This window comes from Sphingopyxis sp. MC1 (assembly GCF_000371385.1).
Lineage (GTDB): Bacteria > Pseudomonadota > Alphaproteobacteria > Sphingomonadales > Sphingomonadaceae > Sphingopyxis > Sphingopyxis terrae.
Genome location: NZ_AOUN01000002.1, coordinates 95,026 through 116,717 on the forward strand (window position 1 = coordinate 95,026; position 21,692 = coordinate 116,717).

General features: G+C 66.7%; 21 protein-coding genes and 1 tRNA gene. 7 read left to right on the top strand and 15 right to left on the bottom strand.

The features are described from left to right. Positions 1-49 precede the first annotated feature (49 nt). The 6 genes from EBMC1_RS00990 to pal all read left to right on the top strand — a co-directional run bounded on the left by EBMC1_RS00990 (position 50) and on the right by pal (position 4,557). Entirely contained in the window at positions 50-514 is a 465-nt protein-coding gene (locus EBMC1_RS00990; RefSeq protein ID WP_003039241.1) for a YbgC/FadM family acyl-CoA thioesterase, read from the top strand. Next, positions 508-1,206 carry a protein TolQ gene (gene tolQ / locus EBMC1_RS00995; protein ID WP_003039244.1) on the top strand — a complete coding sequence of 233 codons (699 nt, stop codon included), beginning with the start codon at positions 508-510 and terminating at the stop codon, positions 1,204-1,206. The genes EBMC1_RS00990 and tolQ overlap by 7 nt, the downstream gene beginning before the upstream one ends. Continuing rightward, entirely contained in the window at positions 1,206-1,721 is a 516-nt protein-coding gene (gene tolR, locus EBMC1_RS01000; protein ID WP_003039246.1) for a protein TolR, read from the top strand. The genes tolQ and tolR overlap by 1 nt, the downstream gene beginning before the upstream one ends. A 58-nt stretch (positions 1,722-1,779) precedes the next feature. Continuing rightward, entirely contained in the window at positions 1,780-2,556 is a 777-nt protein-coding gene (locus EBMC1_RS01005) for a hypothetical protein (protein WP_231292844.1), read from the top strand. A 5-nt stretch (positions 2,557-2,561) separates the two neighbouring features. Beyond that, on the top strand, positions 2,562-3,929 hold the full coding sequence (gene tolB / locus EBMC1_RS01010; RefSeq protein WP_003039253.1) for a Tol-Pal system beta propeller repeat protein TolB: 1,368 nt from the start codon (positions 2,562-2,564) through the stop codon (positions 3,927-3,929). Between the two features lie 112 nt (positions 3,930-4,041). After that, positions 4,042-4,557, top strand: coding sequence for a peptidoglycan-associated lipoprotein Pal (gene pal, locus EBMC1_RS01015; RefSeq protein ID WP_003039256.1), 516 nt, complete (start codon positions 4,042-4,044; stop codon positions 4,555-4,557). Here pal and EBMC1_RS01020 read toward each other — a convergent pair. The 15 genes from EBMC1_RS01020 to EBMC1_RS01090 all read right to left on the bottom strand — a co-directional run bounded on the left by EBMC1_RS01020 (position 4,544) and on the right by EBMC1_RS01090 (position 21,126). Next, complete coding sequence (locus EBMC1_RS01020) at positions 4,544-5,317, bottom strand: prepilin peptidase (RefSeq protein WP_003039259.1); 774 nt, start codon at positions 5,315-5,317, stop codon at positions 4,544-4,546. The genes pal and EBMC1_RS01020 overlap by 14 nt on opposite strands. Position 5,318: 1 nt before the next feature. After that, complete coding sequence (locus EBMC1_RS01025; protein WP_003039261.1) at positions 5,319-6,038, bottom strand: type II secretion system protein N; 720 nt, start codon at positions 6,036-6,038, stop codon at positions 5,319-5,321. Further along, the gene (gene gspM, locus EBMC1_RS01030; RefSeq protein WP_003039264.1) at positions 6,038-6,520 is read right to left on the bottom strand and encodes a type II secretion system protein GspM; all 483 of its coding nucleotides are present in this window, start codon (positions 6,518-6,520) and stop codon (positions 6,038-6,040) included. Before gspM ends, EBMC1_RS01025 begins: the two co-directional genes overlap by 1 nt. Beyond that, complete coding sequence (gene gspL, locus EBMC1_RS01035) at positions 6,517-7,662, bottom strand: type II secretion system protein GspL (RefSeq protein ID WP_003039267.1); 1,146 nt, start codon at positions 7,660-7,662, stop codon at positions 6,517-6,519. The genes gspM and gspL overlap by 4 nt, the downstream gene beginning before the upstream one ends. A 1-nt stretch (position 7,663) precedes the next feature. Further along, on the bottom strand, positions 7,664-8,671 hold the full coding sequence (gene gspK, locus EBMC1_RS01040; RefSeq protein ID WP_003039269.1) for a type II secretion system minor pseudopilin GspK: 1,008 nt from the start codon (positions 8,669-8,671) through the stop codon (positions 7,664-7,666). Then, positions 8,668-9,279: a type II secretion system minor pseudopilin GspJ gene (gene gspJ / locus EBMC1_RS01045; RefSeq protein WP_269208153.1), complete on the bottom strand. Its 612-nt coding sequence runs from the start codon at positions 9,277-9,279 to the stop codon at positions 8,668-8,670. The genes gspK and gspJ overlap by 4 nt, the downstream gene beginning before the upstream one ends. Positions 9,280-9,392: 113 nt before the next feature. Continuing rightward, complete coding sequence (gspI, locus tag EBMC1_RS01050) at positions 9,393-9,770, bottom strand: type II secretion system minor pseudopilin GspI (protein ID WP_003039276.1); 378 nt, start codon at positions 9,768-9,770, stop codon at positions 9,393-9,395. Continuing rightward, the gene (locus EBMC1_RS01055) at positions 9,760-10,248 is read right to left on the bottom strand and encodes a GspH/FimT family pseudopilin (protein ID WP_003039280.1); all 489 of its coding nucleotides are present in this window, start codon (positions 10,246-10,248) and stop codon (positions 9,760-9,762) included. The genes gspI and EBMC1_RS01055 overlap by 11 nt, the downstream gene beginning before the upstream one ends. Continuing rightward, entirely contained in the window at positions 10,223-10,702 is a 480-nt protein-coding gene (gene gspG, locus EBMC1_RS01060) for a type II secretion system major pseudopilin GspG (protein ID WP_040589238.1), read from the bottom strand. The genes EBMC1_RS01055 and gspG overlap by 26 nt, the downstream gene beginning before the upstream one ends. Positions 10,703-10,714: 12 nt before the next feature. Next, entirely contained in the window at positions 10,715-11,932 is a 1,218-nt protein-coding gene (gene gspF, locus EBMC1_RS01065; RefSeq protein WP_003039285.1) for a type II secretion system inner membrane protein GspF, read from the bottom strand. After that, the gene (locus tag EBMC1_RS01070; RefSeq protein WP_003039287.1) at positions 11,925-13,427 is read right to left on the bottom strand and encodes a GspE/PulE family protein; all 1,503 of its coding nucleotides are present in this window, start codon (positions 13,425-13,427) and stop codon (positions 11,925-11,927) included. The genes gspF and EBMC1_RS01070 overlap by 8 nt, the downstream gene beginning before the upstream one ends. Further along, positions 13,424-15,616: a type II secretion system secretin GspD gene (gene gspD, locus EBMC1_RS01075; protein WP_003039290.1), complete on the bottom strand. Its 2,193-nt coding sequence runs from the start codon at positions 15,614-15,616 to the stop codon at positions 13,424-13,426. The genes EBMC1_RS01070 and gspD overlap by 4 nt, the downstream gene beginning before the upstream one ends. 5 nt (positions 15,617-15,621) lie before the next feature. Then, entirely contained in the window at positions 15,622-16,500 is an 879-nt protein-coding gene (locus EBMC1_RS01080; protein WP_003039293.1) for a type II secretion system protein N, read from the bottom strand. Between the two features lie 173 nt (positions 16,501-16,673). Then, positions 16,674-19,424 carry a TonB-dependent receptor domain-containing protein gene (locus EBMC1_RS01085; RefSeq protein WP_003039296.1) on the bottom strand — a complete coding sequence of 917 codons (2,751 nt, stop codon included), beginning with the start codon at positions 19,422-19,424 and terminating at the stop codon, positions 16,674-16,676. A 79-nt stretch (positions 19,425-19,503) separates the two neighbouring features. Then, on the bottom strand, positions 19,504-21,126 hold the full coding sequence (locus EBMC1_RS01090) for a hypothetical protein (protein ID WP_003039299.1): 1,623 nt from the start codon (positions 21,124-21,126) through the stop codon (positions 19,504-19,506). A gap of 318 nt (positions 21,127-21,444) precedes the next feature. Between EBMC1_RS01090 and EBMC1_RS01095 the strand changes: the two genes are divergently transcribed. Next, positions 21,445-21,531, top strand: a tRNA-Leu gene (locus tag EBMC1_RS01095). The last annotated feature ends 161 nt before the right edge of the window (positions 21,532-21,692 follow it).

Here is a 21,692-nt window from a genome sequence, read left to right on the forward strand (position 1 = left end):
GTTCAAGAGGGCTTTGCGACGAGTCGAAGCATCGCTATCGCTCGCAACTATGGTTGACGTTCCGCCTCCTTTCATCCCCGGCGCCTTTGTCGGGGCCGCGCATCATTACCGGCTGCGCGTCTATTTCGAGGACACCGACCTCAGCGGCATCGTCTATCACGCCAATTATCTGCGCTATATGGAGCGTGCCCGATCGGACATGCTGCGCATCGCCGGGATCGACCAGCGCGCGGCGATGGAAGCGGGCGAAGGCGCCTGGGCCGTCACCGACCTTGCGATCAAATATGTACGCCCGGCCAAGCTCGACGACGATTTGCTGGTTATCAGCACCGTCGAGGCGGTGCGCGGCGCGAGCGTGATTATCGCGCAACGCATCCTTCGCGGTCAGGACGAGTTAACCAACGGGCGTGTTACCGCAGCCTTTCTGTCGCCCGAGGGCCGGCCGCGCCGCCAGCCCGCCGGGTGGGCCAGCTGCTTTACCGCGATCATGAATGGAGAGACCATCCCTTGCTAGACAATATCAAGCTGGCCGCCGACGCGGCGACCTTGTCCCCCATCGCGCTGTTCCTGCAGGCCGATATCATCGTGAAGGCGGTAATGATCGGGTTGCTTGCCGCGTCCATCTATGTGTGGGCGGTGATCTTCACCCACGGCCGCGGCGTCGGCAAAATGATGAAGGCGTCGGACAGCTTCGAGCGCGATTTCTGGCGCGCCGACAATATCGACAAATTCTATGACAAGAATGGCAATGAAGAATTGCCGAGCGCGAAGGTGCTGGCTGCGGGGATCGGCGAGTGGCGCCGTTCGACGCGGAGCAAGGTCATCGACCGTGAAGGAACGCGCGAACGGCTGGGCATTGCGATGAACAGCGCCGTCGCCGGTGAGGTCGACCGCCTCGCCGAAAAGATCGGCACGCTGGCCACCATCGGTTCGGTTGCGCCCTTCGTCGGCCTGTTCGGGACGGTGTGGGGGATCATGCGCAGCTTCACCGCGATTGCCGCGTCGAACAACAGCAGCCTCGCCGTCGTTGCGCCGGGGATCGCCGAGGCGCTGTTCGCAACCGCGATCGGGCTGTTCGCGGCCATTCCCGCGGTGATTGCCTATAACGCCTTTTCGCAGCGGCTGAACCGGCTCGAATCGCGGCTCGGCCGCTTTGCCGATGGCCTGCACGCGACCTTCAGCCGCGAACTGGAGGTCGAAGCCTGATGGCGATGACCGGACCTTCGGGCGGCGTCGGCGGCCGGCGTCGCGGGCGCGGCGGGCGCCGGGCGCCGATGTCGGAGATCAACGTCACCCCGCTCGTCGATGTCATGCTGGTGCTGCTGATCATCTTCATGATCACCGCGCCGCTGCTTGCCTCGGCGGTGCCGATCGACCTGCCCGAAAGCCGGGCCAAGCCGATCGAGACCGAGGAGCAGGAGCCGGTGCAACTGTCGATCAATGCCGACGACACGCTGTATATCGGCGATCAGGTCGTCCCCGAGGCCGAACTGCCGGCCCGCCTCGATGCCATCGCGCGCGAAACGAAGGACGGCGACAAGCCGCGACAGATCATGCTGCGCGCCGACAAGGGGCTCGACTATGGCCGCGTAATGCGGGTGATGGGCGAACTCAACCGCGCCGGCCTGTCGCGTATCGCGCTGGTGACGACAGGCGCCGACACCGATACCGCCGCTGCCGCCGAAAGCGCGGTCACGGACGGTTCAGAAACGCGGCCATAGGGTCAAGATCATGGCCGAAACGCGGGCATTTGGGGGGACACAAGGACGCGGCATCGCCGTGGCCGCCGCCGCGCATGTCGTGATTATCGTACTGTTGTCGGTGCAATGGACCGCGGGCCAGCGCCGTTTCGACAATCCGCCGATGGAGGTCGATCTGATCGCGGAGACGGCGCCGCAATCGACCGCGCCGGTCATCAGCGCCAATCCCCCCGCCGCACGGCTGGGCGAGGAGGATGCGGCCGATATCGCCGCGCCGCCCGAACCGGTGCCGACGCCGCCGCTGCCCGAGCCCGTCGTCCGCCCGACCCCCGCCCCCGCACCAAAGCAGGTCGCGAAACCCGTTCCGGCGACACCCAAGAAATCCCCGCCAGCGGCCCAGAAGGCGCCGCCGCGGCCGACACCCAAGGCCGAACCGAAAAAACAGTCGTCGCGGCCCACTGGCCGTCTCGACGGCATCGTCGACGGGCTGAGCCGTTCGCAGCCAAAGGCCTCGGCTTCCAAGGGCGCACCGGCCGCCGCGACGGCGGCCGAGGTCAAGCGCTCGATCGACGTCAGCATCAAGGCCGCCGTCGGTCCGCGCTGGAACGGGTGCCGCATCAGCGGCGTCGAGGTCGATCAACTCAAGACCGTGGTCAAATTCCGCCTGACCCAGTCGGGGGCGCTCGCCGGATTTACCAGCGTCGAGACGAGCGGCCAGAACGACAGCAACAAATTCCAGGTCCAGCGGCATCAGGAATGCGCCAAGCGTGCCATCGAACTCGCCGCCCCCTTCGACCTGCCCGAGGAAAATTACAGCTTCTGGCAGAATTACACGCTCGATTTCATCAAGAGGTAAGAGAGATGCCGCTTCGCTCCATCGCCCTCCCGCTCGCGCTCATGCTGTCCGTCGCCCCGGCGTTGGCGCAGGTCGCATCGCCCACACCCGCCCCTGCGATCCCCACCGAACCGCGCGAAACGATCGAAGGCACGCTGTCCCAGGACCGCACGGTCATCGCGGTTCCCGCTTTTGCCACGCCTGCCGTCACCACCGTCGCCGGGCTGCGCACCGACAATCTGGGGCGGCAGATCGCCGATGTGATCGCCGCCGACCTTGAACGCAGCGGGCTTTACGCGCCGCTCGGCCCCGGCAGCGTTCGCGCGATCAGCATGGCGGAAGTGCGCGCGCCACGTTTCGCCGACTGGCAGGCGCGCAACGCCGAAAATGTCGTCCATGGCTTCGTCCAGACGAACAGCACCGGCGGCTTCGTCGTCGGCTGCTATCTCTACGACACTCAGCTCGGCAGCGAGCTGGTGCGACAGGGTTTCGAGATCCAGCCCGGCGACTGGCGCCGCGCCGCGCACAAATGCGCCGACGCCATCTATTCGCGTCTGTCCGGGGAATCTCCCTTCTTCGACAGCCGCGTCGCCTATATCGCCGAGAGCGGCCCCAAGGGGAACCGGATCAAGCGCCTTGCGATTATGGATTCGGACGGCGGTAATCACCGCTTCATCACCAACGGCCAGGCGCTGGCGCTGTCTCCGCGCTTCTCGCCCGATTACAGGAAGATCGTCTATGTCAGCTATCTGAACGACCGCGTCCGCGTCTTCATCTATGACGTCAATGCGGGCACGCAGAAGCTGGTGACCGAAAGCCGCAACGCGACCTTCGCACCGCGCTGGTCGCCCGATGGCCGGCAGATCCTCTTTTCGATGGCAGTCGGCGACAACACCGACATCTATCGCATCTCGACCGAAGGCGGCACGCCGGTGCGGCTGACCAACGCGCCGGGCATCGACGTTGGCGGCAGCTTTTCACCCGACGGCAAGAAGATCGTCTTCGAAAGCGACCGGTCGGGCAGCCAGCAAATCTACACGATGAATGTCGACGGGTCCGATCAGCGCCGGATCAGCTTCGGCGGCGGTCGCTATGCGACGCCCGAATGGTCGCCGCGCGGCGACCTGATCGCCTTCACCAAAATGGGCGGCGGCGAGTTCCGCATCGGCGTGATGACCCCCAGCGGTAGCGGCGAGCGGCTGCTGACCAACAGCTGGCAGGACGAAGCGCCGACCTGGTCGCCCAACGGCCGCGTGATCCAGTTCTTCCGCACCACATCGGGCCGCGAGGGCAAATCGACGATCTGGCAGGTCGACCTGACCGGCGTGAACCTGCGCCGGTTGCCGACGCCGCAGGACGGGTCCGACCCGAGCTGGGGCCCGATCCTGCCCTGAGGCGCGCCGGCGCGCGCGGAACCAAAGGAAAACCGCGGGGTTCAATCCTGTGTTAAATTGACGTTCATCGCATTTCGCCACGACTGAAAACGCAACAAAAAGGACAGACGACATGACGATACGCAAAACCACCGCGATGATCGCGGCGATCACCATGCTGACTGTGGGTGCCTGTTCGAAGAAAGCCCCCGAAACGCTGCCGCCAGCCCCCGAAGGAACCGACACCGGGACCGGTACGGGAACCGACCCCAATGCGGTCATTCCGGGTTCGCAGCAGGACTTCATCGCCAACGTCGCCTCGGACCGCATCTTCTTCGGCTTCGATCAATATAATGTCGATGCAGAGGATATGGCGACGCTGCAAAGCCAGGCGCAATGGCTGCAGCGCAATCCCGCGGTGCGCGTGACGATCGAAGGTCATGCCGACGAACGCGGTACCCGCGACTATAATATCGCGCTCGGCGAACGCCGCGCCAACGCTGCGAAGAATTATCTCGCCTCGCTCGGCATCGACCCGAGCCGTATGAATGTCATCAGCTATGGCAAGGAACGGCCGGCCGAACTCGGATCGAACGAGGAAGCCTGGGCGAAGAACCGCCGCGCGGTGACGGTCGTTATCGGCCGCTGATCAACGGCCAAAGCGGCACCGTCGCCCAAGCGGCGGTGCAAGCGAACACACCGAAGGGGACGGCCCGCATCGACAGCGGGCCGTCCCCTTTTCGCTGCGCACCAAGCGCCCAGACCAGCCCGCCCAGGCTAGCGAGCAGCAACAGCAGCGGCAGCGCCTGCCACCCGATCCAGCACCCGATCGCCGCGACCAGCTTGGGATCGCCGCCCCCCATCCCCTCGCTCCCGCGCACGTGCCGGTAGGCGGCAGCGATGCCGGCGAGGACCAGCCCACCCGCCACCGCGCCGATCCAGCGATCGAGCAGACTTACTTCGAGCAGCGGCCCGGCGAGCAGCAGTCCGGCGAGCGCCAGCACCACGTTGAGCGGATCGGGCAGCCACATATGCCGCGCGTCGAGCAGCGCGAGCGGCAGCAACAGCCAGCCGAACAGCCCCCATAACCAGCCCGCCGTGCCGGGCATCAGCGCGAGCGCCGCTGCCCCGATCGCCGCCGACAACAATTCGACCCGCCAATGCAGCGCGTCAATCGGCGCGCCGCAATGACGGCAGCGACCACGCGCCGCGATGGCCGACAGCAAGGGTATAAGGTCGCGCACGGTCAGCGCCGTGCCGCATGCATCGCACAGCGAACGCCCGCGCAACACCGACCGCCCCAGCGGCCAGCGCAACACCAGCGTCGCCAGAAAGCTACCGAGCAGCAACCCCGCCAACGCGGCCAGGCCGACGCCCATGCCAAAGGGCAAGGCGTCGAGCGCCGCCATGTCAGAATTGACCCGTGGTCGCCAGCACGTAGCCGTCCGCCGCCGGACGGAAGCCGAGCATCGTCAACGCCGCCGCCATCGTCGGATCGTCGTCGACGGTGATCGCGAACTGCGCGCGCCACGCGCCACGACCGTCAAACCCCAGCGTCAGCCGCTCCATCCCCGACTGGCTGCTCAGCGCCGCCTGTGCACGCCCGTTCGCACAGCTCAGCGGGCCCGACAGCCCGCGCGCCAGATCCAGACCGGCGATCGGCGCCGCGATCGAAAGCTGCACCCGTCCGCTTGCTTCCACGCATTTCCCGTCATTGTCAAAGCGTGTGGTGGCGCCTTCGAAGCGGATGGTGTCGACGGGGATCGCGCCGAGGCCGCCCGCGAGCGTCGTGACGCCGTTGACGTCGGCGGCGCCGCGCGGGTTTGTGCCGTAGAGTCGGCCCGACAAGGCGCCCAGCCGATCGTCCTGGCGCGCAAAGGCGAGTTCGGTGCCGCCCGTCAGCAGCGCGAGCGGCGACAAGCTGGCCTTGACCGTGCCGAGCGGCAGCGCGCCCAATCGCGCGTCGACAAGTTCGCCCGACCAGACCGAGCCGCGCACCGTCCGCGCGCTGAAGCCCGCATCGGAGACCCCGGCGAGCGACAGCGCCAGCCGCATCGGAAAGGTCGCGGCGATCAGCAGCAGCGCGAACAGCGCCGCGGCCGCGATCCAGAGGCGGTGCGAGCGGGCCATCACTGTCCGCCCTTGCGCAGTTCGGCGGTCATGCCCACCGTGCCGTCGGCAGCGGGGGTGACCGTGAGCTGATCGACAACGAACCCCTGCGTCTCGAGCGCCGCGAGCCAGTCGTTGAGGACGGGCGCCTTCGCGGTCGCGATGGCGATGGTTGCCTGCGCCGTTCCGCGCGCTTCGTTACGGTCGAGGGTCAGGCCGATCTCGCCCGCCGATTGCGCCAGAAACTGGTCGATCGCTACCGCATCGGTGGCGGCAGCGACCGCCTTCGCCGGACGCTGCGACAAAAGATGCACCTTGGCCGCGACGCGCCCTTCGCGCTCGATTGCCGCGGCATGGTCGCTGCCAAGATCGACCAGCGCCGCATAGGCCGGACGGGCGAGCGCCCAGACGAGCACCGCCAGCGCCAGCGCCGCTGCAATGCCGACAAGCCAATGCTCGCGCCGTGACAAACCCGCCCACCAATTGCGCATCCTGTCGATCATGGCACCGCCCGAACCGTGATATTTGCCATCTGCTGGCCGTCGGTGCCCGCCATCGGCTGCGCGGTCACGCGATAGCCGCGCGCCTGCAGCGCCAGCAGCACCTTGTTAAGATCATCGACGCGCGGCCCCGCCAGCGTCGTCGTCAGCGTCCCGTCGGTGCGGTGCGACAGCGTCTTGAGCGTCACTCCCGGCGTGTCGCGCATCGCATCGAACAGAGCCGACGCCGGAACCGAAAAGGCGAGCGGCCCGCCGCCCGCGCTGGCCAGCCGGCGATCGACTTCGGCCTCCGCCGCGGTCGCATCGGGAGCTTCGATCCCCAGCGTCGCCGCAGCCGCAACAACTGCGGCATCGGCGCGGCGGGTGTCGGCGGCAAGGCGCACCGCATAAACGACCGGGACCAGCAGGCTGACGATCAGCAACGCCGCGAGCAGGCGCTTGCCGATCCGCACCAGATCCGGATCGGCCGCCCAGCGGCGCTTCGGCTTCCAGCTTCCGCTCAGCAGATCGAGCGGCGGCGCGGCGAGCGAGATCAGCAACGCTTCCCGCGCCGCATCGGCGCCCAGCGGGACGATCGTTCGCTCCTGCGCGACCAGCGCGTCGATTTCCGGATCGGAGCGCCATGCCCGATCGGCCGAGCGCAGGATCGCTTCGCCTCCAAGGTCGGCGGTCCACAAATGATCGGCGTCGGGCGGCGGCAAGATGGCGGCGGCGGGAAGGATCGCCGCAGCGGTCAGCCCCTCTGCCGCGAGCCAGCCGGTCCAGGCCGTCATCGCGGCGTGGGTGGTGACGGCCACCGGCACCGCCTGTCCGGTCTCGGCCGGCTCACCGGCCACGATGTGCAGTCCGGCCGCGTCGCCCAGACTGTCGCGCAGCGCGTCGATCCGCGCCGCCGCTGCCGCCTGCGCGGGGGCAGCATCGGGATAGGCGCGCCAGTGGATCGGCACGTCGCCCGCAGGGGCGAGCGCGACGAGGCGATCGTCGCCCGCGTCGTCCTGCGGTTTTTCCCAGGCGTCGACCCAGCCGTCGTCCTGCCCGCTGTCGACGATCACACCATCGTCGACGCGCAGCCAGGCAGGCCGTGCGGCTTCGTCGCCACCGAGCGCCGCCGCCGACGGCAGCCAGAGGATCAGCGTCCGCGCCACGTCAGTCGGCCTCGCCCCAGTCCCGGCGGACGATGACCGGCGGCGCCTGACCGGCGCCCGGCGCGCCGCCATTGACGTCGATAAGCGAATGTGCCGTCAAAAACCCGTCCCCAATCGTCACTTGCGTCGTCAGCGTGAGCCACCGGCTGGTCACCGCGGCCTGTTCGCCCACGTCGGTGGGCGGATCAAGCCGGGCGAGCGAGCGCGCCTCCCAGAATCGCACGCTGCTGCCATAGCCGCCAGCGGGTCGGGCCGCCAGCGCCGCCCGCGCATCGGCGATGCTGATCTGCCCCGGCATCAGCATCGCGATCAGCGGCGCCTGTTCGGGACGCAGCGTGTTGACGTTCAGCTTCACCGGTTCGGCGCGCGGCAAGGCGCATATCCACGGCTTCAGCCGCGCATAGATTTTGGGCGTCACGCCGCGCACCGTGCGCAATTCGCTGACATCGGCCATCTTGCGGTTTGCGGGCAGGTAGGCGCCGGGGAGCGCGCGATAGACGCCATCTTCGGCGCCGAGCGGCCCGTCGTTGCCGTCGCTGTCGATCCAATCCGCGGTCGCGCCGGAAATCGCCATCGCCTGTCCGCGGTCGATACCGAGCAGCACCATCAGCTCGGTAAATTGCGCGGTAGCGCCCGACCGCTGGCTGAGCTTTCCCGGCGCGGTTTCGGCGGCCAGGCTGTTGAGATTGAAGCAATTGTCGGCATCGCTCAGCCGCGCGCTCCCCTGCCCGCCCGGCAGCGGCAGGATAAAATCGCGGTCGAGCCAATCGCCGTCATTCGACAGTCGCGACGGATCGCGCGCCACCAGATTGGCGACGCGCCGCAGCGCAATCTGTTCGGCGGCAAAGGCGTAGGCGCGTCCCTGATCGACCGTCGCGGCGCTGGCCGCGATCCGCGTCGCAAGCGTCAACCGGTCGAGCGCGGTCGCTGCGATCACCGCCATGACCGCGACGAGCAGCAACACGCTGAGCAGCGCCGCCCCGCGATCGTCCTGTCTCGGCCCGGTCATGGCGTCCCCCCAGTCGGCGAAGGCAGCGGCGGTGGGAGCGTCGGCGCGGTCAGAAACAGCATCGTCAGCGGCGGTCGCCCGGCACGGGTCAATCGCACCTCGACCGCGCGCGGCAATCGGTCGTCAGGATCGCTCGACCAGCTTTCGCTCCAGTTGCCGCGCTCGTCGCGGTAGCGCACCGCAGCCGCCGAAACGTCGCCGACCAGCCGGTCACCGTCGCCGAGCGTCGTGCCGTCGAGCGTCGGCTGCACCGCGCGGCGCCACTCACCTCCGATCAGGGCATAGCCGACGCGTTCGACATCGGGCCGCGCGCCCCCCTCGATCGTAGCCGTACCCGCATGAACGAAGGCGAAGCCGTTCGCCGAGCCGGTGAAGGCCGGAACCGCCTCGCCCGCCGCGCCGCGCGTCGGCCGCTGCACCGCCTGCGCCAGATCGTTCGCCATGACCGCGCGGATGCGGTTCATCCCGCTCATCGCCTTGAGCCGCGTCTGTACCGCCTCTTGTGTGTCAACGCTGCTGCGTAGAAGGCTCACCCCCATCGCCGCGATCGCGGCAAAGAGCGAGAGCGCAACGAGCATTTCGACGAGGGTGAAGCCGTGCTGACCTATCGCAACCTCGGTTCGTGCTGAGACTGACGAATCACCGCTCTTTTCTTTGACGCCGAAGAAAGGACGACCCTTCGACAAGCTCTGGGCAAAGGGAGAAGAAATGCGAATGCGCCTCATCGCGCTACCCGGATGATCGTCAGCGCCGCCTGCCCGCGCCCCGCCTCGGGTCGGACGATCAGGTCGATACGCAGCAGGCTGTCGTCGGCGGTCGGGGCGACGCGTTGTTCGATCCGCCAGTTGCGCCCGGCATTGGTCACGCTGGTCGTACTGGCGCCGATCGTCGGTGGCGCCGGATCGGTCCAGAGTTCGACGGCACGATTTTGCGCGACGATGCCCGCGACGGTGCTTTCGTCGAGATCGCCCGCGGTTCGCACCGCATAGGCATCGAGTCTGACGAGCGTCAGCGCCGCAATGCTGATGATGCTGAGCGCGACGAGCATTTCGAGCAGCGTGAACCCGCGCTGGTCGGTGATGGACTGTCTAGCGATCACGGCTGACCTCTCCGGTTGCCGAGACGCGCACCACTTCGCGCGCGTCGCCGCCCGCCAGCACCACCGCCTGCGGCGTCGGGCTGGTACCGACACGGTCGAATAGGATGCGCGCCGCACCCTGCCCGTCGCCAGCGGCGAAGCGGATATCGGCGGGCCAATTGCGCTGCACAAAGGCCCGGCCGGGCAAGGGCGTCCAGGCGCCGTCGACGCGGCGTTCGAAACCATAGCCCGACGGCGCGAAATTGACCGCGACACTGCGTCCCTCGACCACCGCGACGTCGCGCGCCGCGGCGAGCCGCGCCGCCAGCCGGTCGGCCTCGCTGCGCACGCTGCGTTCCTCGCCCGGGATGGTCAGCACGACGGCGGTCGCGGCCAGCGCCAATATCGTCAGAACGACCATCAGTTCGACCAGCGTGAAGCCACGCGCCTTGCCGCGCCGGAGGCGACCGCGGTCAGCTGTCCCCGTGGATGTCGGCATTTTCGTCGGTCCCGCCGGGCGCGCCGTCGGCGCCGAGCGACCAGACGTCGAACGGCTTTCCGTTCGCGGCGGGCGCCTGATAATTATAAGGGCGTCCCCAAGGATCGCTCGGCAGTTTCTTGATATAGCCGCCGCGGCGGTAGCGTTCGGGCTGCGCCAGCGACGGCGGCGGCGTCGACAGCGCGTTCAGCCCGTCGGTCGTCGCCGGATACGTCAGATTGTCGAGCCGATATTGTTCGAGCGCATTCTCCAGCGTCGCAATATCGGCCTTAGCCTTCGTCACCATCGCCTTGTCCTGGCTGGGCAGGACGTTGATCAGCACGACCGTTGCGAGCAGCCCGATAATGAAGATGACGACCATCAATTCGGTAAGCGTGAAGCCGCGCTCGTCGCGCTTGCGGCGGCGCCGCGGCGGGCGTGAGGGATCGAGCATCAGGCGAAGGAAAAGCTGCATCAGCGACATCTATTATAGCCCTGCAAGGTTCTGCAACTGGAGGATCGGAAGCAGGATGGAAAGGATGATAAGCGCGACGCAAGACCCCATAATGACAATTATGACAGGTTCGAGTAGCGCCATCGAAGCGGCGGTAAAACGGTCGAATTCGCGTTCGAGATAATCGGCGGCGCGTTCGAGCATCTGTTCGAGTCGACCCGCGCTTTCGCCGCTTGCGGTCATGTAGACGAGCAGTGGCGGAAACACCCCGGCATCGCGCAGCGCCGACGACAGGCTGCCGCCCGCGCGCACCTGATCGACGATGCGGTCGGTTGCACTGGCAAGCGCGGCGTTGCGGATTGTCGGCACGGTGAGCCGCAACCCCTCGACCAGCGGCAGCCGGCTCGACACCATCGTCGCGAGCGTCCGGGCGAAGCGGGCGGCATAGAGGTCGCGCAGCAGGCGGCCGAGCAGCGGCAGGCGGAGCAACCGGGCATCGACCCCCGCCTTGAAGGCCGGGCGGCGCATCGCGCTGACCCAGCCGAAAATCGCGCCCGCGATCAGCAGCAGCATCAGCCACCACCAGTTCGCCGCAAAGCTGGAAACCGCGATGACCGCGCGGGTCAGGAAAGGCAGTTGCTGCCCGACGTCGTCGAATTGTTCGACAACGCGCGGGACGACGAAGATCATCAGCGCCGCGACAACCCCGACGGCGACAATCGCGAGCACCACCGGATAGGCAAGCGCGGCGATCAGCTTGCCGCGCACCTGCGCCTGGCGTTCGAGCAGGTCGGCGAGCCGCGCGAGGATCGTCGTCAAACTCCCCGTGGTTTCGCCCGCCGAGACCATCGCACGGTAGAGCGGCGGGAAACTGGCCGGCTGCCGTGCCATCGCATCAGCAAGGCGGCGGCCTTCGAGCAGGCCCGCATGCACATCGCCGATCACCGCGCGCGCGCTTTCGGCCTCGCTCTGGCGCGTCAACGTGCGCAGCGCCTCTTCGAGCGGCGCGACTTCGGCGAGCGTCGCAAGCTGGCGCGTGAAGAGCGCCAGTTCCTTCGCGCTCAACCGCGCGCTGCGAAAGGCAAAAAGCGACCGCGCGGGCGCGGCGCGCGTACCCGCTTCCTCGACCGCGACGATATGGAATTTTCGCGCGGCAAGGTTGGCGCGCGCAGCGTCGTCGTTGGCGGCGGTCAATCGTCCCTTGCGCTCGCGGCCCTGAGGATCGATCGCCACATAGCGATAATCAGGCATCGACATCCTCGCGCCGCGCGATGCGGATCGCTTCCTCCGGCGTCGTGATCCCCTTTGCGACCATCGCGCGTGCCGCGCTGGCGAGCGTCGGCGCCTTCAGAAAGGCGTGCTTCGCGATCATCGACTCGTCGCCGCCAGCGTAGATGTAGCGGCGCACCGTCTCATCGACCTTGATCGCTTCGAACACGCCGATCCGGCCCTTGAAGCCCGTATGTCCGCATTCGCCGCAGCCCTTGGGCCGCCAGATCACGGTGCCGATGTCGAGGCCGAGCATCGCGGCGATGCCATTGTCGGCCTGCACCGGCTCACGGCACGTCGGGCACAGCTTGCGCACCAGACGCTGCGCGAGCACGGCACGCAGCGTCGAGGCGAGCAGAAAGGGTTCGACCTTCAGATCCTTGAGGCGCGTGATCGCGCCGACCGCGTCGTTGGTGTGGACGGTCGACAGGACGAGGTGGCCGGTAAGCGATGCCTGCACCGCAATATCGGCGGTTTCGCGGTCGCGGATTTCGCCGATCATCACGACGTCCGGATCCTGGCGCAGGATAGCGCGCAGTCCTGCCGCGAAATCGAGTCCGACCTTCGCATTGACCTGCGTCTGACCGACGCCCTCGACCGCATATTCGACCGGATCTTCGACGGTGAGGATATTGCGCTGACCGTCGTTGAGTTGCTTCAGCGCTGCATAGAGCGTGGTCGTCTTGCCCGAACCCGTCGGCCCGGTGACGAGAATGATGCCATTGGGTTCGGCCAGCGCCTCGCGCAGGATGCGGTCGGCTTCGCCGGACAGGCCGAGGACGTCGAAATCGATCCCCGCGGTATCCTTGTCGAGGATGCGCATGACGACGCGCTCGCCCGCGCGACTGGGCAGCGTCGACACGCGGACGTCGATCGCCTTGCCCGCCAGCGTCAGCGCGATGCGACCGTCCTGCGGCACTCGGCGTTCGGCAATGTCGAGCCGCGCCATGACCTTGATGCGGCTGACGACGACGGGCGCGACATGCGGGGGCATGCGCAGATGTTCGCGCAGCACGCCGTCGGCGCGCATCCGCACGACAAGCCCGCTTTCATAGGGTTCGATATGGATATCGCTGACCCCCTGGCGCACCGCTTCGGCGATGATCGCGTTGATGAGGCGGATCGCCGGGGCATCATCGGCGCTGTCGAGCAGATCCTCGGCGCTCGGCATGCCGCTCGCAATCAGATCGATGTCGCCGCCATCGAGCGAGCCCGCCATTGCCGCCGCCGACGCGTCGACTGCATAATGGTCCGAGAGCAGCCGGTCGAAATCGGCGATGCTTGCCGTCACGACCCGCAGCGGGGCGGCAAGGTAGCGCTTCACCTCGATCAGCACCGCCGGGTCGCTCCCCTCGCGCAGCGTCGCGAGCCAGCCTTCACCGTCGGGTGCGATAACGACGCCGTGACCGCGCGCGAAGCTATAGGGGATGTCGACCGGCACCGCCTGCGGCGCGGCGGCCGGCACAGCGTCGGTCACGGTTGGCCTCCATCGGACGGCGGCACATCGACGGGCGTGACGCTGCCGTCCGGACGGCGCAGCGGGGGCTGCTCGCCCGGCCCGACCGTCACGTCGGCGGCCGTCGCCGCGCTCGGCAGCGGCGGCGTCGTGCCCATATAATCGCGCACCAGCGTGTCGATCGCGGGTTCCTCGCCGGGATTCCGGCGCAGCTGGAAGTCGCGGATATAGCCATAGCGGCGCGCCGTCAGTGCGGCGTTGTCCTCGGCATTTTTCAGGATCGTCGGGCGGATGAAGACCATCAAATTGGTCTTGGCACGGCTGCGGCTGCGCGATTTGAACAGTTCGCCGATCAGCGGGATGTCGCTGAGCAGCGGAATCCGCTCGATCGTCTTGCGTTCGTCGTCGTTGAGCAGCCCCCCGATCGCGAGGATCTGACCGTCGTCGACAGTCAGCGTCGTTTCGAACGAGCGCTTGTTGAGGATGAGGTCGCTGTTGCGCGACGACACGGGGCCGGCGACGCTCGACACTTCCTGACGCAGGAACAGCTTGACCTCGCCCGCGCCATTGACCTGCGGCGTGACTTCCAGCTTGATGCCGACTTCCTCGCGCTGGACGGTGCGGAAGGCATTGTCGAAATTCTTGCTCAACGCCTCGCCCGTCGTGATCGGCACTTCCTGCCCGACCAAAAATTTCGCGGCCTGATTGTCGAGCGTGACGATGTGCGGGGTAGCGAGGAGGTTCGACGTCGTGTCCGATTTCACCGCATTGATGATCGCGCCGAACACCGTGTTCTTGCCGATATCGCCCGCGAAGCCGGCGAATCCACCGGTTGCCGAGAGCAGCGACGCCGCCGCGGCTTCCTGCAGGCTGCTGCCGAGCGCGCTCGACGTCTGGGTGACGACGGTCGTGCCGTCGACGGTCGTCGAATCCTGCGTCAGCTTGGTCGCGGCATAAGCGCCCCCCAGCGTCAGGATATTGGGCTGGGCATTGCCATAGCTCGTCGCGGCGAAGGGGATATTCTTGCCGCCGAGCAGGAACTGGACGCCGAGGCGCTTTGCCGCATCGTCGCCGATTTCGACCACGATCGCCTCGACAAGCACCTGCGGACGGCGCGCGTCGAGTTGGCGGATCAGTTCGCCGAGCATCCGCTGCACATCGGCATTGGCGGCGACGATGATCGCGTTCGCACCTTCGTAGCGGGTGACGATCGCCGGACCGCGCGTCGCGATGCTGCCGCCCGCCCCGCTGACCGTGGTCGGCGCGGCGCTGGCGGTGGTCGTGGCCGCGGGGGCCGGAGTGCCGCCGCTGCCACCCGACGAAGACGATGAGGATGCCGGCGGCAATCCCGCCTTCTGCGCCGGGTCGCTGCCGCCGCCGACAAGCTGTTGCAGCGTCGGCAGCAGCGTTTCGGCATTGGCATGTTCCAGCCAGTAAACGCGCAATTCGGTCCCGCCCGCCGCGCGCATGTCGAGATCGCGCGCCATCGACACGAAGCGCGCAACCATCGCCTGATCGCCGCGCAGCGCCACCGCGTTGCTGCTGTCGATCGGAACGATCGCGACCGGCGCCTGCGCGCCCTCCCCCGCCGCCGGGACCAGCGCCTGAAGCGCGGCGGCGATTTCGCGCGCGCCGGCATTCTTCAGCGCAACGACCTCGCTGGTCGAGGTGTCGCGGTCGATGCTCGACGCGAGCGCACGGATGCGCCGGATATTGTCGGCGAAATCCGCGACAACGAGGCTGTTCGCATTGCGGTTTGCGGTGAGCGAGCCCTGCGGGCTGACCAGCGGGCGCAGCGTTTCGACAGCCGCCATCGCGTCGATATGGCGCAGCCGGATGATTTCGGTGACAAACTGGTTCTGCGCTGCGCCGCCGCTGCCGATGCGCGTCGGCTGCGTCGCCGCGCCGTCGATCGGCTGGATGCGATAGCTGCCGTTGGGATTGGGCACCGCGACCAGCCCGTTGGCGCGCAGCGTCGAGAGGAAAATTTCGAAATATTCGCTGCGCGACAGCGGCCGGTCGGTGACGACCGATACCTTGCCGTTGACACGCCCGTCGATCACGAACGTCCGCCCCGTGATCCGCGCCGCATCCTGGATGAAGGCGCGAACGTCCGCGTCGCGGACGTTCAGCGTATATTGGGCCAGCACCGGCACGGGCGTCGCCGAGACAAGGGCGGCGGCCAGCATGAGAGAGAGTTTGAGGCGCATAAAACCTATTGTTTCGAAAGGAACAGGGCGACGGGAACGACGCTCGCGCCGCGCTCGACCTCGAGCGAGACGCGCGCACCGGGCGCAAATTGGCTGGCGAGCGCGGCGGCATCGGCGGCCGATCCGATCGGACGGCCGTTCACCGAACGGATGACATCGCCGGGGCGCAGGCCCGCGGCGCGGAAGACGGCGCCGTCGCCCTGCGGCTGGACCGAAAGGCCGGTGACCTTGCCGCCTTCGGTGCGCGGCGCGAAGCCGATGCCGGCCTTGAGCGCGGCGGGCGACATCTCGCCGCTCGCCGTGGTGCCGTTGGCCGCCGCGCCGGGGGATCCGACCTCGGGCGTCGGGGCGGGCAGCGGCGTCGCGGGATTGGCGACCGGCGCGTCGCCGCTTTGATCGAGAAACAGGCTTTCGCGCGTGCCGCCGCGGTCGAGGAGCACATGGTCGAAGGCGACGCCGACCAGCTTGACGCCCGGCGCGATCTCGTCGCCGACGGCATAGCTGTTCTGCAGACCGTCATCGCCCGCGATGATCGCGGAGCCCCCGCCGGTCGCTTCGTTGAGATTGATCCCGAACAGCGTCAGGCCGAGCGACGTGACCGTCGCGCTGACCGGCCCTTGCGGCCCGCTGCGGAAGAAGGGGTCGAAGCTCGAGAAAATCGCGCGGCGTTCGGCCGACGATGCGATGACCGCGGTCTGCGGCTGCCACGCGCCCAGCGGGGCGAGCGGAACGATCAACGCCCAGAGGAGATTGACGCATTGCCAGATCAGCAGTGCGCCGAGGATGACGACGCCGATCAGCGGCGCGGCATCGCGCGGCGCCCGCCTGCCGGCACGCAGCCAGCGCGGCAGCCGAACGGCCGATCCCCTCATCAGCGTCGCCATGACCCTATCTGTCCCCCAGCTGAAACCTGTCTCGCGAATCGCCTAGGCGCCGTCCGTGACAATCAGTTGACGGGAAGATTACAGTTTTTTGTCAGAGGGGCGAGTCCGGGCTGGCGCCGGCACCCGCCAGTGCCGCCCCGGCGCTGCGGCCGGGGCGGCTGGCAAGGGATGCCTCAGAATTTCAGCGACCCGCCCAGCGAGAAGGTCGTGCCGGTCTTGTACAGGTTGTAATAGATGCGGTTGTCGCCGCTTTCCTGCATTTCCTTGTATTTCGTACCGAAGATGTTGCGGGCCTCGAACTTGAGTTCGAGTTCCTTGCCAAACAGCGGGATACCCTGGCGCGCGACGAAATCGACCTGGATTCCCGGCCGTTCGAAGATGTCGGGCTGACCCGACGGGCCGCGCCGCGTGACGCGATCGGATGCATAAGAGATCAGGAAAGTCTGCTGCGACAGCTTGTCGGTGTCTTCGAGGCCGAATTCCAGATTGACCAGATGATCCGACTGGCCGGTCAGCGGCGCGCCGTCGCGGAAGAACTGACTCGCCAGCGTCGCACCGGTGAACGGATAAGCCTGAACGGGATCGTTCGGCCCGACCTTCAGCTTCGATTGCGACCAGGTGTAGTTGCCGATCAGCACTGCGCGGCGGCTGGCCCAGAAAGCCCCGTTCATACCGCTGAGGTCGAAATATTTCTGCGCCTCGAACTCGACGCCATAAAGCGTCGCCTCGGGCGCGTTGGCAAAGCGCGTCGTGACGCTGTTGCCGTCGAAGCTGGCGTAGGTTTCGATCGGATTCTTGATCTTTTTCCAGAAGCCGCCGAGCGACACGCGCTGTTCGGGTGCGAAATACCATTCGAGGCGCGTTTCCGCGTTATAGAGCTGGCTGTCGACGAGCTGCGGATTGCCCTGGAACGTGCGGTTGCTGTCCGGATCATAATAGGTCTGGAATACCAGCTCGCGGAACTGCGGCCGCGCGATCGTCTTCGACCCGCTCAGGCGGAATTGCAGCTGCGGCGAGATTTCGTAGGTCAGCGTCGCGGCAGGAAGCAGATAGTCGCGCTTGAGGTTGGTCGCCGGCGGCAGCGTCGGGTTGACCGTATAGACCTGCACCGCGCTCACGCCCTGATTGGCGCTTTCGTAGCGCGCGCCGATGTTGAGGTTGAGCTGGTCGGTCAGATCGGCCTGGAGCTGGACATAGCCCGCATGGTTGCGCAGCGTCGCCTTGAAGGTCGGGTTCGACCCGGTGCTGTCGACGAGCGCGATCCCCGTCGCAACGGGGTTCGCCGGACAATCGGGCGCAACCGTCGCATCGACGCCGGGGAAGCAGATCACCGCCTGCGAGAGCAGCAGGTCGGGGCGCAGCAGCGAAATGCCGAGCGGGATGTTGTTGTTGCCCTGGAACAGGAAGTCGCGGCGTTCGGTGACGCGGTTGGTATCACTGAAGGCATAGCCGAGGATCAGCTTGACCCGCGCCGCCAGATCGTAGGTGACGTCGATACCGGCCGAATAGAGATCTTCGTTGAGGTCCGAAAAGGCGATCGTCGCGCTGCCCGGCCGCTGGCCCGTGTTCAGCGTGTTGGTGAAGAACTGCCCATAGGGATCGGTCGGGCTGTTCGAACGGCTGTACATGAAGCTCAGCTCGAACGGCGCCTCGCGCTGCGAATTGGCGTAGCCGGCGCGGATATCGACATCAAGGCCGTCCATCGGCTTGAACTCGCCGACAAACTGCGTGTCGATCAGCTGGCGGGCGTACCAGGCAGTGTCCTGATACTGGAAGCTGACGCCGGGGTTGGCGTCGGCGGTGTCGGGCCGGTCTTCGGCACCGAGGCGCGCCTGTTTGATCGTGTCGCGGATATAAAGGTTGGTCCAGCGGATCTTGTTATCGCCGAATTCGAGGCTGAGACCGAGCAGCGCGTTGGCAACGACACGGTTGTCGGTAACGACGCGGCGGACATTGGTGTTGAGCGACGACAGGTCGAGCGCGTTCGCAGTCTGCTGCGCAATATCGCGCGTGCGCCATTTGGTCGTGTAGCCAGCGGTCGCGATCAGGCCGAGTTCGGCATCGCCGATCGTCCACGATTTGCCGCCGGTGACGTTCACGCCCCAGTTGACCGGCATATTGTTGTTCTGTTGCAGCACCGCATTGCTGGCGTTGACGAACTGGCCGGCGATCGCCTGCTGGTTGACGCTGGGATCGTTGATGCGCAGCCCCGATGCGCGCCATGCCGCATAGGCGGGCGGCAGATTGCGGCCGCCGTCACCGAAGCCGGTCCAGTCGCTGCCGGTGCCATAATAGGTGTAGCCGAGCTGTCCGGTGGTTTCCGAATTGCCGCCGATGCTGCCGCCGATGGTCAGAAAGGGCTCACGCGGGACCGCCTTGGTCGTCAGGTTGATGACGCCGCCGCCGAATTCGCCGGGGAAATTCGCCGAATAGCTTTTCTGCACCAGCGACGAGGCAATGATGCTGCTGGGGAAAATGTCGAGCGGGACGACGCGCTTGAGCGGTTCGGGGCTCGGCAGCGGCGAACCGTTGAGCAGTGCGAGCGAATAGCGATCGCCAAGGCCGCGAACATAGACGAAGCCGTTGCCGACAACGCTGAGGCCGGTGACGCGGCCGAGCGCGCCGGCGATATTGCCTTCACCCGTGCGCGCGATGTCGGCGGCGCCGAGCACCGAGACGACCTGCGGCGCGGTGCGCTCGATATTGGCGCTGCGGCGGCCGGTGACGACGATCTCCGCGCCGGGGATCGAAATGTCGGTATCGTCCTGCGGCGCTGCTTCGGCAGAGTCTGCGGGCGCGGCGTCCGCGGCAGCTTCTGCCGCGGGTTCGGCCGGAGCGGGGTCGGTCTGCGCCATCGCCGTGGCGGGCGCGACGAGCGCCGTGGTGATCAAAAGCAGGCTGGCGAGCCGGTACGGCTTGGACATGGCGGTTTCCCCAGAATCCGGATCAGATATGCGGGAGGGGACGGCACGCGCCGCCCCCTCCCCGGTCGACGTTTCAATCTCAGCTGGTCGGCAGCGAGGTGCAAAGACCGCTGTTGCCGGTGCCGAAGCTGGCGGTGCCGCTGTTGCAGGTCCAGCCCTGGTACCAGGTGTCGTTGGCGTCCTTGACCGCACCGATATAGGTCGTCTTGTCGAAGAAGCCGGCGCGGGTCAGTTCGATGCTGTTGAAAGTCTGGCCGTTCAGCGTCGACATATCGAACGGCGTCACCGCGGTTTCGGTCGCACCATTGACGAAGAGGCTGGTCAGCGTCGGAACATATGTGTCGCTGTTGCCGTTGCTGCCGGCGCCGAAGATCGCCTGCACCTCGGCCGCGGTTACGCCGCTGCCGATATATTTGGTCGCCGAACACTGCATGAGCACCGACTGGAACACCGGCGCGCCATATTCGTCGATCGCAGCATTCTGCGTCGCCGAAGCCGTCTGCGCGCGGCTGATGCGCAGGCAGGGGTTGTTCGGGCTGAGCAGCACGCTGTTGTAGATGCCGTAGTCGGTGCCGCCGCGCAGCAGGATCGACGCCTGGTCGGACGAGGCGTTGGGCGAATTCTGGTAGAAAACATAGTTGGCGACGCGCGTGTTCTGGCGCGGATTGTCACCGTCGAGCGCATTGTCGGTATCGGCTTCGATCATCGCGTCGCCGATGTTCGCGCGCTGGACGACGATCCCGTACTGGAAGTTCGCCTTGGTCCCGACGTCGGTGTCGAGATTATCGTCCTCGGCGCCGACCGCGATGAAATATTTCATGTGCGCATGGCCACCGAACACTTCGACTGCGTCGTCGGAGCTGTTGTACGACATGATATGGTCGAGCTGGGTGCCCGAACCGACGCCCTGCAGCGTCAGCGACTGAAGCTCGCTGTTCGCCGACAGGATGTAGCCCGAATAGCGGATCTGGACATAGCTCATCCGGCCGCTGCTTTCGCCATTAGTGGCACCGCCATAGAGCGCCGGATCGACGGCGCCTTCGGTCTGGCGTTCGCACGCCGTCGTGCCCGGGGCCGCACCGCTGGTGCCGCAATCGGTGATCTGCGCGCGGCCGCTCAGCACGACGCCGCCCCACTGGCCCGACGAATTTTCGGTGTTCAGGCCCTGGACGTTGTCGCGGCTGGTGAAGATGATCGGCAGCGTCGGGGTGCCGACCGCCTGGATCGAGTTGCCGCGGTTGACGTTGAGCCACGACGGACCCGATTCGCCGTACAGCATCACGCCCGGCTCGATCGTCAGCACGACGTTGGTCGTGCCCGACGTCGCCGCGCCCTGATCGGTGCCGACATCGACGCGGCCGTTCATGCGATAGACGAGACCGGCGATCTTGGGCAGCGTAACGCTCTTGTTGATGCGCGACGGCAGCGTGCAGACGCGGAATTCGCCGACGGTCGGATTCTTGATCGTGCCGCTGTCGGTCAGGCCCTGCGGATCGGAAATCGTGGGGCAGCCCGCGGCCGGGGTCACGCTGGGCGTCGGGGTCGGCGTCGGGGTCGGCGTCGGCGTGGGGGTCGGCGTGGGATTGATGATGATGGTGCCGCCCTCACCCGGCGACGCGATATTGTCGGCGCCGCAGGCTGCCAAGACAGAACAGGCCACGCCACTGAGCATGACCAAACGAACGCGCGCAAAAGCCGCCATGAAAATCTCCGTTCCCCGTGTGCGCGCCCTCGGCACGCTGCTGAACATTCATCCGCGAACGAGAAAAGGAATCGCCCCTCGCCCCCGGTGACGCCGCCACTAGGGTGATTCGATGACGGTCTGACGGTAGAGCCGTGACAGTTGAGTGACTCTTCGGAGTCGTTTCGATGACATGGCGCGAACGCGCGCCTCTGCGCCGCCGCGCCGATTGCGCGATCCCGAAAAATAATTGCGCGGTGCTCGCTTGCATCGCCAACAAAGCTTTGCTAGGCGCCCGCTCCTACCTGGTGCCGGACCCGATCCGGACCATCATGATGTGCGGTCGTGGCGGAACTGGTAGACGCGCAACGTTGAGGTCGTTGTGGCCGAAAGGCCGTGGAAGTTCGAGTCTTCTCGACCGCACCAAACAGTCTAAGTTCTTGATAAAGAACGACTTTTAATTTTCCTGGCTAGAAAAATTGGCGCCTTTTTGGGGCCAGTTTAGTGCACCCAAAATGGGCGTGCAGTCTGCTGAGGTCTCTGGTCGCCGTATTTTTAGACCAGAAATCAGCCCGGTCTCAGGCCGG